The following is a 16,963-nucleotide window of genomic DNA, read 5'->3' as shown; positions in this document are numbered from 1 at the left end:
GTATCAATTTGGGTACCGAGTAATTATATCTTTTTTATATATGCGAAATCTATATTTAGGCGTTTTACTGGCACCATACCGCTTGGATTATTATAATTATATATCTACGCATATGAATTGTAATATTTATTTCCAGTTAAAAGGTTTTGAAGGTCAGCTTTTCTCCACAGAAGAACTGGAGAAGAAATGTACTTTTATTCCAAAATATTTGAAAATTACTCGACTGATGGGTGACCGTCAAGTAGTATGGGGACTTCGAAAACTGATAAAGGAAAATAAGCCGGAGTTTATAATGGTTCCTGAGTTTTCTTTCCTTGCAATGCAGGTAATACTGATAAAGAAACTATTTGGATATAAATACAAGATAATATCACAATGTGATGATAGCTATGCTATGTTGGAAGGTAAAGGCTTTTCTCGCTTTCATGCATGGTCTCGTAAATTATGTATGCCTTTTATGGACAATTTGATTTTGTTGGATTCTCGTGCACAGAATTGGTATCAGCAACATTATCACAAAGGCATATTCATGCCTTTATTGACTGACGATAACACGGCTTGTATTAATGACGATGTAAGAGCAAAAGCAGAACAATATAAAAAACATTATGAGCTTGATGGTGTGAAAACGCTCCTGTTTGTGGGACGTTTGGTTGACGTTAAAAACTTATCCAGCCTGTTAAAGGCTTGTTCGTTGCTTTCTTTTAAATACAAGTTGATAATCGTTGGTGAAGGCTTATTGAGAGACTGTCTTGAGAATGAGGCAAAAGAGCTTAATGTCAATGTTGAGTTTGTAGGTCGTAAAAATGGTATTAACCTTACTGCTTGGTATTGTTGCACTGATGTGTTTGTATTGCCTAGTACAATGGAGGCTTTTGGCGCTGTTACCAATGAAGCGTTACTTGGTGGTTGTAACTGTGTTATTTCTAAGCTTGCAGGATCCGCATGTCTGATAAAGGAAGGTGTAAACGGGTTTCTTACAGATCCTTACTCTGTGGAAGATATTGCCAAGCAAATAGATAAAGCTTGCCAATTGCCCATAGATTCAGCAAGATTATCCAAGATGTTCATAACTTTTGCAGATGCCATGAAGTCTATGGAAGAAGAAATTAACAGAAAAGTGTTAAGAGTCTTTCATGTGATAAGTCACCTTGAAGTTGGGGGGGGCGGAAAGAGTGGCTCTTAACGTTGCAGAATCCTCAAATAAAAATATCGAATACCATATTATTGAAGTGATAAAAGGAACTTCGGAGTTCACAAAGAAGATGAAGCAAGAGTTGGAAGAGCATGGTATAAAGTATCATACTTCTCCTGTGATTCATAGCAAGTTGGGTATCCTTTTGTTTCCCTTGTGGTTTTCTTTTATCTATTTGAAATACAGACCCAATATTATTCATTCTCATACGGAAATTCCAGACTTGTCTTTGTGCTTGTTTAGAAAACTGTCATGGATGTATTTCTGGATAAAAACCAGATATGTCCGTACAATTCATAATACAGAATTGTGGAATGGTTGGAAAAGGATAGGAAGTATGGTGGAACGTTTCTACTTGAAGCATAATTGTAATGTTGCCATATCAAAAGCTGTACGTGACGCTTATGAGAAATCGTATGGACAACACGATATTCCCTTGATATATAATGGCATTAAGGAAATGAAGCAAAAGACTTTTCCTCATTTAGTTAAGGGAAAAGTGAATGTTTTGTTTGCAGGAAGGCTTGAACCACAAAAAGGAATTGACCAGCTGATAGCGGTAGTTACTGCTTTGAAGAATGACGGACGTTATCATTTCCATATTGTCGGAAGTGGAAGTTTGGAGCAAAAGGTTAAAGAATCATTGGGAGATAAAGATTACATATCTTTATATGACAAGGTGTATGGTCTGTCTCAATATATGGGCTCTTTCGATTTCTTGTTTATGCCTTCAAATCATGAAGGTTTAGGCTTGACTTCTGTAGAGGCATCATTAACTCGAACACCAGTTATTGTAAATTGGTGTGCAGGTATTGATGAAACACTTCCTGAAGATTGGCCGCTAAAAGTATTAGATAACAAGATGGATGATTTCGTAGCTTTGTTTGAGAACAAATTGCTGTCGCTTGATTATCAAGAGTTAGCAGATAAAGCTTATAAGTTTGCTTTTGAGCACTTCTCTTTGGAGAAGATGCAAAAGGAATATGAAATATTATACAAGAATATTTAATTAGGATGGTATTATAGATGAACCCCAAAATATTATTTATAATGCACATGCCACCTCCCGTGCATGGTGCGGCTATGGTGGGGCAGTATATTCACGATAGTGAATTGATCAATGGGGAGTTTGAGATTCATTACATCAATCTTACTACAGCGAAGAATTTGCAGGATATTGGTAAGGTTGGTATGAGAAAACTCTTTGACTTCTTTAAGCTGCTGAAGAAAATCAGAAAAGCAGTAAAGAATGTTAAACCACAATTGGTTTATGTAACTCCAAACGCTTGTGGAGGTGCTTTCTATAAGGATTTTGTTGTGGTTGAGATGCTGAAACGCTTGGGATGTAAAGTGATAGTACATTACCATAACAAAGGTGTCTCAACTCGCCAAAATAGACATTTGGACAACGCTTTGTATAAGCGATTCTTTAAAAATATTAAGGTAATCCTTTTATCTGAATGCCTGTATGAGGATGTGAAGAAGTATGTGAACAGGGAGGATGTGTTTGTATGTGGTAATGGTATTCCAGATATCACAAATCATTCTACCTGTCCGGATACTGTAGCAAGTGGCCATATTGACGGCAAGGTTCCTCATGTGTTGTTTCTTTCCAATCTTCTGATAAGCAAAGGTGTGGTTGTGCTGCTCGATGCCTTAAAGGTATTGAAGGAGAAGGGCTGCTGCTTTGTCTGTGACTTTGTTGGAGGTGAAACTGTAGAGCTGGACGCTGCTATGTTCCAGAATGAGGTGGCAAAGCGTGGCTTGGAAGACATGGTGGTGTATCATGGCAGGAAATATGGTAGTGATAAGGAGGCTTTTCTGAATGCCGCAGATATGTTTGTCTTTCCAACTTTTTATCCCAATGAGTGTTTCCCGTTGGTTCTGCTGGAAGCTATGCAGCATCACCTACCGTGTGTCTCTACCACAGAAGGAGGAATTCCCGGTATCATAAATGATGGCAAGACTGGCTTCCTCGTTCCAAAGCATGACGCAGAAAATTTAGCAGACAAGATAGAATCCCTCCTCACCGACTCCGCCTTACGCCAGCGTATGGGTAAGGCAGGAAGAGAGAAATTTGAGAGGGAGTTTACGCTTGAGGTGTTTGAGAAGAGGATGGCGGAGATTCTAAAAACATGTGTTTGATTTAAATACTGATATGTTTCGATTAAAAGATTTAAATATACTTGGCAGTAAGGCGGATCTAGCCTTGCTGCCTGAGGGCAAATTGCTCATTAATACGATTAATGCTCATTCTTTTAATACGGCAAAGAAGGACAAGCTCTTTGCAGAGGCGCTGACCTATGGCGATGCTCTTATTCCTGACGGAGTTAGCATCGTGAAGGCGTGCCGAAGGATTAAGGCCAAGAGCCAACCTAAGGAGCGTATTGCAGGATGGGATTTGTTCGAGTTTGAAATGAACAAACTCGAACAATTAGGAATTAGGAATGAGGAATGTGGAGTGAATAATTCTTCATTGGATAATTCACAATCGGCTTCAGCCGACAACTCAACATTCAACACTCAAAACTCAAAACTCGGTTCGGGTCAACGAACCGTTATGTTTATGGGCAGCTCAAAGAAGGTGCTTGACTTGATAGTAAAACGTGCTGCTAAGGTTTATCCCCATCTTAAAGTGGTGACTTATTCACCTCCTTATAAGGCGGAGTTCTCGGATGAGGACAATAAAGCTATCATTGATGCCATTAACGCTGCAAATCCCGATCTGTTGTGGATTGGCATGACAGCACCGAAGCAGGAGAAGTGGACCTACTCACATTGGAAGGAACTGAACATCCATTGCCATGTAGGAACAATCGGTGCCGTTTTCGACTTCTTCGCCGGAACCGTGGAGCGTGCCCCAATGTGGTGGCAGCGTCATGGCCTGGAATGGCTCTATCGTCTGCTAAAGGAACCAAAACGTATGTGGCGCCGATACATTATTGGCAACACCTTATTTCTTTGGAACATGACGAAGGAGTAACTCATTTTAAAGTAAGGATACAAACAGCATGGAACGAGCTAATCAAACTAAATAATCAATCTTCAAAACTAAGTTTAATTTAAACAAAACACACAATTATCTATGGTAAAAAGAAATGTTGCCCTTATTACGGGCATTACTGGACAGGATGGCTCTTATTTGGCTGAGCTGTTGTTGGAGAAAGGTTATGACGTACACGGAACAATCCGTCGTTCGTCCGTTGATTATCGTGAGCGTATCGCTCATCTGGAAGGTCGCCCCAACTTTCACCTTCATTATGCTGACCTTGGCGACTCAATGAGTATTATTCAGGTGATGAACAAGGTGAAGCCTACTGAGGTTTATAACCTTGCTGCTCAGAGCCATGTGCAGGTGAGCTTCGACTCTCCTGAGTTTACTGCTGACGTGGATGCCACTGGTGTGCTCCGCATTCTTGAGGCAATCCGCCAGTGCGGACTGGTCCAGACTTGCCGCATGTATCAGGCTTCCACTTCGGAGCTTTACGGCAAGGTGGAGGAGGTTCCGCAGAACGAGAACACTCCGTTCCATCCTTATTCTCCGTACGCCGTTGCAAAGCAGTACGGCTTCTGGATTGTGAAGGAGTATCGTGAGGCTTATGACATGTTCTGCTGCTCTGGTATCCTTTTCAACCATGAGAGTGAGCGCCGCGGCGAGACTTTCGTGACTCGTAAGATTACGCTTGCTGCAGCTCGCATCAAGCAGGGCAAGCAGGACAAGCTGTATCTCGGCAATCTTGACTCGCTCCGTGACTGGGGCTACGCTAAGGACTACGTGGAGTGTATGTGGCTCATCCTTCAGGCTGAGAAGCCGGAGGACTTCGTAATTGCCACCGGCAAGCAGCACTCGGTTCGTGAGTTCGCTCAGTTGGCTTTCCACTACGTAGGCATTGAGCTGAAGTGGGAAGCCAAGGACGAGAACGAGAAGGGTGTCTGCATTGAGGGTCCTGAGGAACTCATCGGCAAGACGCTCGTGGAGGTATCGCCCGACTTCTATCGCCCCACCGACGTGGTGAATCTTTGGGGTGATCCGACAAAGGCTAAGGCAAAGCTCGGATGGAATCCTAACACCACAAGCTTCGAGGATCTCGTGAAGATTATGGTGGAGAGTGATATGGCTAAGGTAGCAGCAGAGGATGCCGGCATGAAGGTTCGCTGCAATCTTGCAGAATATCTCGAAAAAGGTATCGTTAAGTAATCGTTAAGTAGTATGTTGAAAACTGATTCAAAGATTTATATTGCGGGACACCATGGACTGGTGGGTTCTGCTATATGGAATAACCTTAAGAAGAGAGGGTATAACAATCTGGTGGGCCGTTCGCATAAGGAGCTTGACCTTACTGACCAGTATGCCGTGGAGAAGTTCTTCGATGAGGAGCGTCCTGATGCTGTGGTTCTGGCTGCTGCTTTCGTGGGTGGCATTATGGCTAACTCGCTCTATCGTGCTGACTTTATCATGCAGAATATGAAGATGCAGTGTAACGTCATCAGCAATGCTTATTCGCACGGCGTGAAGAAGCTGCTCTTCCTCGGTTCCACCTGCATCTATCCCAAGGATGCTCCCCAGCCTATGAAGGAGGACGTGCTCCTGACTTCGCCTCTGGAATATACCAACGAGGAGTATGCCATCGCAAAGATTGCGGGTCTGAAGATGTGCGAGAGCTATAACCTTCAGTATGGCACTAACTATATAGCCGTGATGCCGACGAACCTTTATGGTCCTAACGACAACTTCCACTTGGAGAACAGTCACGTAATGCCGGCGATGATGCGCAAGATTTATCTTGCCAAGCTCATCCACGACGGCGACTGGCACAGCATTGAGGTGGACATGAACAAGCGTCCTATCAACCCCGATGACAAGCTCCGCACCATCATCGGCGAGGGCAATGTGGACGGCAGCAACTCTCATGAGCGCATCCTGAAAGCATTGGAGTTCTACGGCATCTACGACAACAAGGTGGTGCTCTGGGGAACTGGAACTCCGCTGCGTGAGTTCCTATGGAGTGAGGACATGGCAGACGCCAGCGTCCACGTTCTCCTGAACGTAGACTTCAAGGACATCATCGGCATCGAGAAATATTCCTCAGTATTCTATGGTGCGAAGGTGGACGGCGCTGTGGACAGAAACAACTCAGAGGGCAGAGGTGGAGCAATCCCAAGTCTCGGAGAAATCCGCAACTGCCACATCAACGTCGGCACCGGCAAGGAGCTGACCATCCGCCAGCTCTCAGAGCTCGTGGTAAAGGCAGTAGGCTTCGAGGGCACGGTGGAGTTTGACGCCAGCAAACCCGACGGCACTCCAAGAAAGCTCATCAGCGTGGACAAACTCCACAGCCTCGGATGGACACACAAAGTGGAAATCGAGGAAGGAGTAGAGAAACTCTATGAGTGGTATCAGCAGAGCCTGAAAGACTAATTATAGTGATTTGTGGGTAGTGATTATTGAGCAGCCCTTTATCCTTGACAATTTATTTGTTGGGGATAAAGGGCTGTTCTTTTTTTATTATTCCGTCATTATTGCGTAACTTTGCCTTATGAATGAATTGTCAATGCGTGCTACGCTTAAAGAATATTTTGGATATGAACGGTTTCGTCCTTTGCAGGAGGATATCATAAGGCATATACTTGAGAGGAAGGATTGCTTGGTGCTGATGCCTACAGGCGGCGGCAAGAGCATCTGCTATCAGATTCCGGCTCTGATGATGGAGGGTACGGCTGTGGTGGTGTCGCCACTCATCTCGCTCATGAAAGACCAGGTGGAGAACCTGCGTGCCAACGGCATCGAGGCGGCTGCGCTTAACAGCAACGCTTCGGAGGAGGAGAACAGAGAGATAGCGGAGAGGGCTTACAGGGGCGAATATAAGTTGCTGTATGTCTCGCCGGAACGTCTGTTGTCGGAGATTCAGTTCGGTGTGCTACATCACTCGTCGGGCACGTCGCCTACGGGAAAGCTGAAGGTGAGCATGTTTGCTGTGGACGAGGCTCATTGCATCTCGCAATGGGGACATGACTTCCGTCCTGAATATACGCAGCTGGGCAAGCTGAAGGAGTTTTTCCCTGGTGTGCCTGTGGCTGCGTTTACTGCTACGGCGGACAAGATTACGAAGGAGGACATCGTGCAGCAACTTGGACTGACGAAGGACGATAGGGGAGAGGCTACGATTTTCGTGTCGTCCTTTGACCGTCCTAATCTCTCGTTGGACGTTCGCAGGGGATATTCCGCCAAGGACAAGCAACGCTTCATCATGGCACTCATAGCTCGTCATCCGGGCGAGAGCGGCATCATATACTGTATGAGTCGTAAGACCACGGAGAGTGTGGCTGCCAAGTTGCAGGAGAAGGGAGTGAGGGCGATGGCTTATCATGCCGGACTGTCTGCGTCGGGACGTGATAGGGTGCAGGAGGCTTTCATCAACGACGAAATAGATGTGGTGTGTGCCACCATTGCTTTCGGTATGGGCATCGACAAGAGTAATGTGCGCTTCGTGGTGCACTATAATCTGCCGAAGAGCATTGAGAGCTATTATCAGGAGATTGGTCGTGGCGGACGTGACGGTCTGCCGTGCGAGACGGTGCTCTTCTATCAGGTCGGCGACATCATCACGCTGAGGAAGTTTGCGGAGGAGAGTGGACAGCAGGACATCAACAACGAGAAACTGGAGCGTATGCAGGAGTATGCGGAGAGTCAGGTGTGCCGTCGACGTATCCTGCTCAACTATTTCGGCGAGACGATGGATCATGACTGTGACAACTGCGACGTTTGTAAGAATCCGCCACGGAGGTTTGACGGCACTATATTGGTGCAGAAGGCTCTGTCGGCGGTAATGAGGACTCAACAGCAGATAGGTTTCCGCCTCCTAATCGATATCTTGCGTGGCACGTCCAATCAGGAGCTTTATCAGAAGGGATATAATATGCTGAAGACATACGGCTGTGGCAGGGATGTGCCGTTCAAGGACTGGCAGGACTATCTGCTGCAGATGCTGCATCTGGGCTACATAGAAATTGACTATAAGGACAATTCGCACATAAAGGTGACTCCGCAGGGTGAGGATGTGCTCTTCGGTCGTAAGCAGGCGCAACTGGCTGTGGTAGTGCATGAAGACCTGACTGTGAAGGGTCGGAAGCAGAAGCTCCGTGAGCAGCCGCTTGTGGGGTTGGACCTCGGCGGTGCAACGGAGGACATGGAGTTGTTCGAGAAGTTGCGTAAGCTGCGTGTGAAGTTGGCTGCAGAGAGGGGAGTGCCGCCATACGTAATCTTCGGTGACCGCACGCTGCATCAGCTTGCCACCACAAAGCCCAAGACGAGATTGGCGTTCGGAACTGTCTCGGGTGTTGGTGCGCATAAGCAAGCAACGCTCGGCACGATATTCGTAAAGGAAATACGCAAGCATCTGGGTATGTCTGTGAATGAGAAGGAAACGTGGAATATGATGCCTTCGGAGTGAATCGATCGACAATATAAAGAAAGCAGGGGGAAGAATCCGGGGTTATATGGATTCTTCCTCCTGCTTTCTTGTTGTATGCAGACTGAGTGATCAGTCGTTGTTAAAGTTCTGTCTTGCTCTTTGGAGAATTTCTTTAACGCTCCTTATCTGAGGGCGTCGGGCTGTACCAGCCTTTTTCTCTTCGTAGTCGCGTCTTTGACGTTCCAAGAAATTGTCTGCCATAGTTACTTGAACTTACTGTATATGACAGTAATCTGGTTCTTGGTGTTGGGGCCTCCAACCAGCTTTGTGGACGTGAGCGACATATCGTGCGTCACCTTTGTGAGAACCGATCTTTGGTCGATGGTGGTGTAGGTGGCGGTTACGGGGATGATGACCACTTTGTTCCAGTCAGCCTTTGTCTTGTCTGCCGTCTCGTTGAGGTGCTTTATCAGACCTCCGATGTTGTTGAAGGTGTATGTGTTGCTCGAACTGTTGTAGGAAGCCAGAAAAGACGTCTTGTAGTCGGCTATCTGGTTCTTCTCGAAGAAGCTATACATATCAGCCTTCGGCAGGAGCAGCAGGGTCTGCGGGATGCCAAGACGGTAAGCTTTCTGCTGTACGCCGTCGTTGATGCGTGTCAGCGTTATCTTAGCCGTATTGATGGTGTCGTTCTCATGTCCTGCCACAATCTCGTTAACGGGGAGTGTCATCTCCGTGAAGATGCCGGCGGGCGACTTGAGGTATGTGCATGAACGATCCTCATCTACAAGTCGACGGAGCGTAGACATATCGTTGTTGATGGTCGTGGTCTGCAGCACCTCCTCAGTTCCGGGGAACGAAGCCATGGCATTGATGATGGTATCGCGCTTTGTGCCGTCGCTACTGGTGTAGGTGGTCTTGTTGCGGAAGTATACGTTCAGCTGTGAGAGCGTCACGTACGCCATCGATCCCAGTCCGCTCTGCGTCTTGAAGAAGAAGCCCGGCACAAGATTGTGGATAAACGAATATGAGTTCTTGAAGTATTCAGGATGCTCATAATACATATTAATGATGTACGAACCAAAATTGTCATAGCCCTTATAGGGCTTGTCCAGCGCAATGCGGATGTTAGGCATATAGTCGCTTTTCTTTCTTGTGCTCTCGTCCACATTGAGGTCAGCGAGAGTATAGATTCGGCTGCCTGCCTTAGAGTCGCTCTTCACGTAGCCTTCTTTCTCGGGGTCGTAGTTGGAATAGAAGAACTTCTGCTCGTCCACGGGCTTGTTGAGCTCCATTGCCGTAACCTTCATCGTCGCCAGCGAGTCGCCGTAGAATCCGGTATAGTAAAGACGGAGGTCGCATGAGTCAGCCACTATCAGTCCGTCCTTTTTGCTCACGATGCTGTCCTTTTCAGGAAAGCTGAATCCTTCAGGCGTATAGAACTGCGTCATGAAGTCGCCGGTCATGTAAGCTCCCGTTTCGGGGTCGCGCACCTTGCCGAGATATCCTGTGACGGAACGTGAGAGAACCGAGTCAGCCAGAATGGAGCGTGTCTCCACCTGAAATGTGTCTGTGGAAATTTCGAGCTTGTCCACATTGTCAGTCAGCGAACCACCGATGGTGTCGGTGGTGTCGTCGCATGAGAAGAGCGTTAAAGCGGCAAGCGCAATGCCTGCCATATACTTGATGTTCATAAGTTAACCTGTTACAATATATTATATATATCTACGCATCAGGCTCTTAGTTAGAGAGCTGCGTAGAATTCCTTATATGCAGAGGTGTAGTCCTCTCCAGGATAAGCCAGTACGGGTATGCCTTTGCTCTTGGCGTACTCGATAAGCTCGGGGCAAGCGTCGGCTTCTGCCTCCACTACGGCGTCGCTGTTGTCAATGGCAAGCTTGCTGAACTCCATGAAGTCGAAGTCGTCCTTGTAGGCAGCGAGGCTGTCCACGGTGACGTCCTTAAATTCGAGGCAGTTCTTGAAGTTGTCGCCGAATCCCTTTGTGAGACCTTCCTTAAATACAGAAGTAACAATCTTTGACTGTGCGAAGATGGGTTCTGCGCTATAGACAGCCTTTGTGAAGAGGGGCACGACGTAAGACATCCAACCCTGGCAATGAATTACCTCCGGCGCCCATCTGAGCTTCTTGACTGTCTCGAGTACGCCGCGTGCAAAGAAGATGGCTCTTTCGCCGTTGTCTTCATATTCCTCGCCGTTCTCGTCGCATGTCATCTTGCGCTTCATGAAGTAGTCGTCGTTGTCGATGAAGTAGACCTGAAGTCTGCTCTGAGGGATTGATGCCACCTTAATGATAAGTGGGTGGTCTGTGTCGTCAATCACGAGGTTCATGCCAGAAAGGCGGATAACCTCATGGAGCTGTCCTCGGCGTTCGTTGATATTGCCCCATTTGGGCATGAATGTTCTTATCTCAAGACCCTCTTCCTGCATCTTGCTCGGAAGGTCGCGTCCCATTACGGACAATACGGTTTCGGGTACGTACGGAGAAATCTCCTGATTGACAAATAAAATTTTCTGTGCCATACTGTTTGATTTAAGTGCTGTGCCGCGCTGCGATTTGTATACGCATAGTACAAAGCAGGTGCAAAGTTACAAAAAAAATGTCACATTTCGGCCTTTAAATACTATTTAACCAACTATTGGATAGCAAAAGAGTGGTTTGAGGCTTGCAAATGCACAGGAATTATTATAACTTTGCATAATTATTTACTGAAAGTTCAGTATTGTTAACTTTACAGACATCTTATTAATATTATGACAATCGGAGATAAAATACCTGAGGTTCTGGGTGTTGACCAGGACGGACGTGAGATTAAGGCAAGTGATTATCGTGGACGCAAGATAGTGCTTTACAGTTATCCAAAAGCCAATACAAGCGGATGCTCGGCAGAGGCATGCTCTTTGCAGGCACATAAGGACGAACTGGCTGCGGCAGGATACGACATCATCGGCGTCAGCAAGGACAAGCAGACTGCGCAGAAGAAGTTTGCTGAAGCGAAGGAACTGGAGTTTCCGCTCATCGCTGATACGGAGACTACGCTCTTGCAGGAACTCGGCTGCTGGGGAGAGAAGGTGGCATGCGGCAGAAAGACCATAGGCATTCTTCGCACCACTTACCTCGTTGACGAAAACGGCATCATCCAGAAGATATTCACTCCGAAGGAAATCAAGACGAAGATTCATGCAGAGCAGATTCTGGACTATATCAATAAATAGAGCTTTTTCAACTTTATAACATTTCACTAAAACAAATGAAGAAGCTCTCTCTTACTTTTGGATTGGCGCTTGCCTGCTCGGCTTCTTGGGCACAGACCATGCTCTGGCAGACCGACACCACGCGCCACCAATATTATCGTATACCTGCCATCGTTGCTAACGGCAAAAACGTCATAGCCTTTGCTGATAACCGTTCGGGTGTTACGGACGCCACCAGTTGGGGCGACGTGGGATCCGTGGGCAACATCAGCATAGAGGTGCGCCACAGCAAGGACGGAGGACGTACATGGACTTCGCCAAAGTGTGCCGTAAAGGGATTCGGCAACGGAGGCTACGACCAGAGTCATGGTGATGCTGCCGTGGTGCGTGACCGCGAGACAGGACGCATGCTCATAATGACGGGTTCGGGCGATGTGGGCTACGGACGGTCGAAGGTTACCGTTCCGGGCGACTATAGCGAAGCCCTGAAGGTGGGACGCTACTATAGCGATGACAACGGAAACACATGGAACGGAGGAGAGGTGACCTCTCAGATTTACGACCTCTATCGTGGTCATGGCAACATTTTCCGCCTTTTCTTCACAAGCGGTCGTATATGTCAGAGCCGCATGATAAAGCGTGGAGAATATTATCGCATCTATTCGGCTGTGGTGACCAATGAGGGTAGCTTGGTGGTCTATTCGGACGACTTCGGCGATACTTGGACTCCGCTTGGTGGTGCAGACGCACGTCCTGCTCCTGAGGGCGACGAGGCGAAGCTGGAGGAACTTCCTGACGGCCGTGTGCTGCTGAGCTGCCGTCGTAGCGGAAAGGACGGCAGATGGTTTAATGTCTTCAGCTATGGGGACAACAGTTATGGTCAGGGCAGCTGGGCACAGCCTGTGGCTTCAGAGAATCCTGACGGAGGAACAGCCACCATCAACAATAACTGCAACGGCGAGATTCTCCTTGTGCCGGCTAAGGCAAAGGACGGCAGTCGTGTGTACGTAGCCCTTCAGTCCGTACCCCGCGGCACCCCCGGCAATCATCCTTCCAACCTTGAGCGCCGCAGCCACGTGTCGGTATACTGGAAAGCATTCCGTTCTGCAGCCGACTGGGCTTCTCCCGAAAACTGGAAAGACGGATGGAAGCGATATGAGATAACCGACGGCTATTCGGCTTACTCGTCTATGGCAATCGGAGACAAAGGCAACATCTGCTTCATCTATGAGGACGACGGCGTGCGCTTCCGACTTGGCAGCCAGTCAACGGAGATGTATAGCATCTTCTATCGCAATCTCACTCTGAAGGAGATAACCGGCGGCAAGTATAAGTATAGCAAGATAAAGTAAAAAAAGGAATCACTAAAAAATACAATTTTTCAGACAAGTGTATATAGGAATAGCAGGAAATATCGGTAGTGGTAAGACCACGCTTACGGAGATGCTTGCCGAGCATTACCAATGGGAACCGCGCTACGAGACAGTCGTCGACAATCCTTACATGGACGATTATTACAAGGACTTACATCGATGGTCGTTTGCCTTGGAGGTGTTCTTCCTGAAGGAGCGCTTCAAGGATGTTCTTCAGATTTCAGAATCGGAGAACAACATCATCCAGGACCGTACCCTTCATGAAGGAGTCTTCGTCTTTGCCGCCAACAATTACGCGCAGGGCAACATCAGCGACCGCGACTTCGAGACTTACATGGAGCTTTACGAGATTATGGTGGAGAAGGTGAAGCTGCCTGACCTCATGATTTATCTGAGGTCTTCCGTGCCGCACCTCGTGGAGAACATCCAGAAGCGAGGACGTGTGTATGAGCAGAAAATCCCCATCGAGTATCTGCAAGGACTGAACGACAGATACGATGACTTCATCCGTAACAAATATAAGGGTAAGGTGCTGGTCATCGATGTGGACAAACTCGACTATAAGACGCGCCCCGAAGACCTGAAGCTGATAACGGACCAGATTGACTCCGTATTATCCATTTAATCTTACCAATCCAATAAAAACAAAAGAATAAATGCACATAGCAATAGCCGGAAACATCGGTAGTGGCAAGACCACACTAACCAAGATGTTGGCAAAAAGATATAACTGGTCGCCCCGTTTCGAACCCGTTGAACACAATCCCTATCTTGACGACTTCTATAAGGATATGTCGCGCTGGTCGTTCAATCTCCAGATCTATTTCCTTAACAAGCGTTTCAAGGAGGTGGTGGAAATCAGCCAGAGCGACAAGGACATCATTCAGGACCGCACCATCTTTGAGGATGCCTGCATCTTCGCGCCCAACCTTCACGGACAGGGATATATGTCAGACCGCGACTTCAACAACTATTCGGATCTCTTCGATACGATGATGACTCTCGTGAAGCTGCCTGACCTCATGATATACATCCGCTCCACGGTATCGAATCTGGTGAATCAGATTGGCAAGCGAGGACGTGAGTGCGAGCAGACCATACGCATCGACTATCTCACAGGTCTGAACGAGAGATATGAGGAATGGATTAAGGACTATAAGGGAAAGCTGATAATAGTGGACGGCGACACCCAGAAGTTCGAGTCGGATCCTGAGGCATTCCGAAAAATTACGGACAAGATAGATTCTGCGTTGTACGGAATGTTCAAGTAATATAACAGTTGAGAGTTGAGAATTGAGAGCCTTTGCTAAGGCAGGCGGCAAAGCCGGTCGATATTATGTAATCACAACTCTCAATCCTCAAATCTCAACTGTCAACTTTCTTAAAGCAGTCCCATTGCTTTAAGTTTTCTTTCTATAGCCTCTACGCCACCTTCCACGTTGCTCTCGATATTGAGAGGCATTACGGGATCGTGGAGCGACATACGCAGCAGCCACCAACCGTCTTCGTCAGCATTGGTGCAGCTGACACGCAGACCCTCATAGTTGGGCTGTACGATTGTCCATCCAGACATTTCCTCTGCCTTCGCTTTCATGTCCTCCAGAACCTTTGCTCCGTAAGCCTTGAAGTCCGGATCGGTCAGCTTTATTCTTATCTCCTTGCTTTCCTTAGGCTGCTTGAGCGAAGCGATTATTTCGTGCACCTGCTTGCCCTCTCTGTTCATCTTTGCTGCATGAACGATGAGCTTTGCTGCGAGATATGCACCGTCGTCGAGGAAGTGGTTCTCACGAAGGGCAGCGTGTCCTGAAGTCTCGATGGCAAGCCAGCACTCTTCGCCGTTCTCGTTAAGGCGGATGCCCTCGTTGATGACATTCTTATATCCACGGCGGAAGCGATGGTGCTTGCCACCCTTGCTGCTGATATATTCTGCCAGACCGTCAGACGTTACAGAGTCTGTAACGATGGTGCTTCCCGGATGCTCCTCCAGGATTACGGCAGAGATGAGCGCTATGAGCGAGTTGCGGTTTATGGGTTCGCCCTTACGTCCGATGATGGCAGAGCGGTCAACGTCGGTATCGAAAATTACGCCGAGGTCAGCATTGGTGATCTCCACGGCATTGCATACCGAAGCCATAGCCTCAGCATTCTCAGGATTGGGGATATGGTTGGGGAAGTGACCGTCCGGCTCAAGAAACTGGCTGCCTTCCGTATTGGCTCCGAGCGAACGCAGAATCTTCTCGAAGAAGCCTCCGTTGCCGTTGCCTGCGTCCACGATGATGTGCATGCCCTTTAGAGGATGGTCATAGTCATCGGCTTTCACGCCCTCACGGATATAGTCGGCAATGTGGCGTGAATATACTGACATGAAGTCCATGACCGTGGCGTTGCCCTTTGCGCCGTCGTAAGCATACTCGCCGTTCTCGGCAATCTCAAGGATGGCAGCGATGTCCTTGCTGTCAAGTCCACCCTTGGGAGTGAAGAATTTAAGGCCGTTACGATTAAACGGCAGGTGGCTTGCCGTCACCATAACCGAAGCCGTAGCCTTTACCGTGTCGCTGATGGTGGTCATAAACATGGCAGGAGTAGAAGCCAAGCCGCAGTCCACGACGTTGGCACCAGCCTCAGCAGCACCCTTTATGAAGGCACCCTTGATGGCGTTACCAGAGAGGCGGCAGTCCATACCTACGGCAATCGTAGGATTCTCCACGCCCATTGTCTTTCTCAACCAGCAGACAAACGACTTGCCGATTGTCATGATCACCTCTTCAGTAAGGTTGACGTTTTCGCCCTCGATACCTTCGAGAGCCACGCCTCTAATGTCAGATCCGTTCTGTAATTTTTTCCAGTTCATAGTTCTTTATTTAGGTTAGTATGTTTTTTAGTTCAGCTTAGTCATGTGATAGCCGAGACGTTTCAGCTCCATAGCCATTCCCATCAGATACATCTGGTGGAGGGCAGCCACGTATGCGCGGAAGGCTTCGGAAGTGCCAGGCTCAAGGTGGCGATGACAGAGCAGGTTGTACGTACGTGAGGCACATTCGCCCACCGTCTTTGCCATTGCCGCCTGTTGCTCCTCGTCCAGCAGAAGCACCTTCTCGCAGACATATTCGTCCATATGGTCGAAGTCGCGCTGGTCACGCAGGTATTTATACAGGTCGTCCACCTTGCTGTAAAGCTCCCAGTCCGTATCCCAGTATTTCGCTATCGCCATTCCCACGAACATCATCCATCCGAGCGAGACGGTAGGGTAGTCGCGGAACTCTCTCATGCCGTCGGGCAGATAGCTCTCGCCGATCTTCAGCCAAAGTTCCTCGATGTCCTGCGCTTCCGGTAGCCTTTCGTCCACCATTCCGATGGACAGCAGATATTGATGAAGGTCGTCGCGAAACAGCTGTTCAATGTTGATGTCGTATTTCTTTGGTTCCATATAGTTTTCTTATTACTTATTTCTTTTCACAAAGTTACTCACTATGCTTCGGACATCCAAACAAAAAGACATCGCGGAGAACGAAAAATCGGCTGATTAAGAAATATTAACGGTAGATGCTGATATGAAAAATGCGGATTGCTTGCATCGCCTAATGGTTTTACTGATATCGTACTTCATGTTCATCTTGTCATTTAAAGATTAAACCGTTGATAATGAGCCTTTTAGAAGAAAGAGGGTGTGACGATTCTTCCAATTCCAGTTCTTCCAATTAATTTTCAATGGGTTGCGCTTTGCTTCTTTATATATATAACTACTTAATAATCAATTAATTATATAATC

Annotated in this window: 16 protein-coding genes; 11 read left to right on the top strand and 5 right to left on the bottom strand. The window is 47.4% G+C overall.

All coding sequences use genetic code 11. The features are described from left to right. The 7 genes from CHL74_RS13385 to recQ all read left to right on the top strand — a co-directional run. Positions 1-1,186, top strand: a 1,186-nt coding sequence (locus CHL74_RS13385) for a glycosyltransferase (protein WP_254923314.1), incomplete at its 5' end; no start/stop codon positions are given. After that, positions 1,176-2,204: a glycosyltransferase family 4 protein gene (locus tag CHL74_RS13380; protein WP_254923313.1), complete on the top strand. Its 1,029-nt coding sequence runs from the start codon at positions 1,176-1,178 to the stop codon at positions 2,202-2,204. The genes CHL74_RS13385 and CHL74_RS13380, both read left to right, overlap by 11 nt. A gap of 17 nt (positions 2,205-2,221) precedes the next feature. Beyond that, the gene (locus tag CHL74_RS13375) at positions 2,222-3,340 is read left to right on the top strand and encodes a glycosyltransferase family 4 protein (protein ID WP_094881708.1); all 1,119 of its coding nucleotides are present in this window, start codon (positions 2,222-2,224) and stop codon (positions 3,338-3,340) included. A gap of 13 nt (positions 3,341-3,353) precedes the next feature. Then, positions 3,354-4,178: a WecB/TagA/CpsF family glycosyltransferase gene (locus tag CHL74_RS13370; RefSeq protein WP_094881709.1), complete on the top strand. Its 825-nt coding sequence runs from the start codon at positions 3,354-3,356 to the stop codon at positions 4,176-4,178. Positions 4,179-4,280: 102 nt separating this feature from the next. Next, positions 4,281-5,393 carry a GDP-mannose 4,6-dehydratase gene (gene gmd, locus CHL74_RS13365; RefSeq protein ID WP_094881707.1) on the top strand — a complete coding sequence of 371 codons (1,113 nt, stop codon included), beginning with the start codon at positions 4,281-4,283 and terminating at the stop codon, positions 5,391-5,393. Positions 5,394-5,405: 12 nt separating this feature from the next. Next, the gene (locus CHL74_RS13360) at positions 5,406-6,614 is read left to right on the top strand and encodes a GDP-L-fucose synthase family protein (protein WP_094881706.1); all 1,209 of its coding nucleotides are present in this window, start codon (positions 5,406-5,408) and stop codon (positions 6,612-6,614) included. Positions 6,615-6,747: 133 nt separating this feature from the next. Next, positions 6,748-8,646 carry a DNA helicase RecQ gene (gene recQ, locus CHL74_RS13355; protein WP_094881705.1) on the top strand — a complete coding sequence of 633 codons (1,899 nt, stop codon included), beginning with the start codon at positions 6,748-6,750 and terminating at the stop codon, positions 8,644-8,646. 90 nt (positions 8,647-8,736) lie between these two features. On the opposite strand, the gene CHL74_RS13350 is transcribed toward recQ, so the two are convergent. From CHL74_RS13350 to CHL74_RS13340, 3 genes are read right to left on the bottom strand one after another with little or no spacing between them, the layout of a single operon-like run. Continuing rightward, positions 8,737-8,868 carry an ABC transporter permease gene (locus CHL74_RS13350; RefSeq protein ID WP_094881704.1) on the bottom strand — a complete coding sequence of 44 codons (132 nt, stop codon included), beginning with the start codon at positions 8,866-8,868 and terminating at the stop codon, positions 8,737-8,739. 2 nt (positions 8,869-8,870) lie between these two features. Then, positions 8,871-10,301 (bottom strand): DUF4270 domain-containing protein, encoded by a 1,431-nt coding sequence (locus CHL74_RS13345; protein ID WP_094881703.1) that lies wholly within the window; start codon positions 10,299-10,301, stop codon positions 8,871-8,873. A 50-nt stretch (positions 10,302-10,351) separates the two neighbouring features. Further along, positions 10,352-11,149 carry a glycogen/starch synthase gene (locus tag CHL74_RS13340; protein WP_094881702.1) on the bottom strand — a complete coding sequence of 266 codons (798 nt, stop codon included), beginning with the start codon at positions 11,147-11,149 and terminating at the stop codon, positions 10,352-10,354. A gap of 231 nt (positions 11,150-11,380) precedes the next feature. Between CHL74_RS13340 and CHL74_RS13335 the strand changes: the two genes are divergently transcribed. The 4 genes from CHL74_RS13335 to CHL74_RS13320 are packed head-to-tail and all read left to right on the top strand — an operon-like array spanning position 11,381 to position 14,465. Continuing rightward, positions 11,381-11,842, top strand: a complete 462-nt coding sequence (locus CHL74_RS13335; protein ID WP_094881701.1) for a peroxiredoxin — start codon at positions 11,381-11,383, stop codon at positions 11,840-11,842. Positions 11,843-11,877: 35 nt separating this feature from the next. Next, positions 11,878-13,173, top strand: a complete 1,296-nt coding sequence (locus CHL74_RS13330; protein WP_094881700.1) for an exo-alpha-sialidase — start codon at positions 11,878-11,880, stop codon at positions 13,171-13,173. A 37-nt stretch (positions 13,174-13,210) separates the two neighbouring features. Next, positions 13,211-13,819, top strand: a complete 609-nt coding sequence (locus tag CHL74_RS13325) for a deoxynucleoside kinase (RefSeq protein WP_094881699.1) — start codon at positions 13,211-13,213, stop codon at positions 13,817-13,819. 31 nt (positions 13,820-13,850) lie between these two features. Beyond that, a complete protein-coding gene (locus CHL74_RS13320) occupies positions 13,851-14,465 on the top strand; it encodes a deoxynucleoside kinase (RefSeq protein WP_094881698.1) in 615 nt (204 codons plus the stop codon). Between the two features lie 110 nt (positions 14,466-14,575). Here the strand turns inward: CHL74_RS13320 and CHL74_RS13315 are convergent, their stop codons facing one another. Further along, entirely contained in the window at positions 14,576-16,045 is a 1,470-nt protein-coding gene (locus tag CHL74_RS13315) for a phosphomannomutase/phosphoglucomutase (protein ID WP_094881697.1), read from the bottom strand. Between the two features lie 27 nt (positions 16,046-16,072). Next, positions 16,073-16,621, bottom strand: coding sequence for a hypothetical protein (locus tag CHL74_RS13310; RefSeq protein WP_094881696.1), 549 nt, complete (start codon positions 16,619-16,621; stop codon positions 16,073-16,075). Positions 16,622-16,963 lie beyond the last annotated feature (342 nt).

The organism is Prevotella sp. 885 (assembly GCF_002265625.1).
Classification (GTDB): Bacteria; Bacteroidota; Bacteroidia; order Bacteroidales; family Bacteroidaceae; genus Prevotella.
Note: the sequence above shows the minus strand (reverse complement) of the source record. Positions and strands in the feature narration are given on the sequence as shown.

Coding starts and splice junctions, on each gene's coding strand:
- CHL74_RS13345 (WP_094881703.1), bottom strand. CDS start 10,301: ATGAACATCAAGTATATGGCAGGCATTGCGCTTGCCGCTTTAACGCTC.
- recQ (WP_094881705.1), top strand. CDS start 6,748: ATGCGTGCTACGCTTAAAGAATATTTTGGATATGAACGGTTTCGTCCT.
- CHL74_RS13350 (WP_094881704.1), bottom strand. CDS start 8,868: ATGGCAGACAATTTCTTGGAACGTCAAAGACGCGACTACGAAGAGAAA.
- CHL74_RS13310 (WP_094881696.1), bottom strand. CDS start 16,621: ATGGAACCAAAGAAATACGACATCAACATTGAACAGCTGTTTCGCGAC.
- CHL74_RS13315 (WP_094881697.1), bottom strand. CDS start 16,045: ATGAACTGGAAAAAATTACAGAACGGATCTGACATTAGAGGCGTGGCT.
- CHL74_RS13335 (WP_094881701.1), top strand. CDS start 11,381: ATGACAATCGGAGATAAAATACCTGAGGTTCTGGGTGTTGACCAGGAC.
- CHL74_RS13340 (WP_094881702.1), bottom strand. CDS start 11,149: ATGGCACAGAAAATTTTATTTGTCAATCAGGAGATTTCTCCGTACGTA.
- CHL74_RS13370 (WP_094881709.1), top strand. CDS start 3,354: ATGTTTCGATTAAAAGATTTAAATATACTTGGCAGTAAGGCGGATCTA.
- CHL74_RS13330 (WP_094881700.1), top strand. CDS start 11,878: ATGAAGAAGCTCTCTCTTACTTTTGGATTGGCGCTTGCCTGCTCGGCT.
- gmd (WP_094881707.1), top strand. CDS start 4,281: ATGGTAAAAAGAAATGTTGCCCTTATTACGGGCATTACTGGACAGGAT.
- CHL74_RS13360 (WP_094881706.1), top strand. CDS start 5,406: ATGTTGAAAACTGATTCAAAGATTTATATTGCGGGACACCATGGACTG.
- CHL74_RS13375 (WP_094881708.1), top strand. CDS start 2,222: ATGAACCCCAAAATATTATTTATAATGCACATGCCACCTCCCGTGCAT.
- CHL74_RS13320 (WP_094881698.1), top strand. CDS start 13,851: ATGCACATAGCAATAGCCGGAAACATCGGTAGTGGCAAGACCACACTA.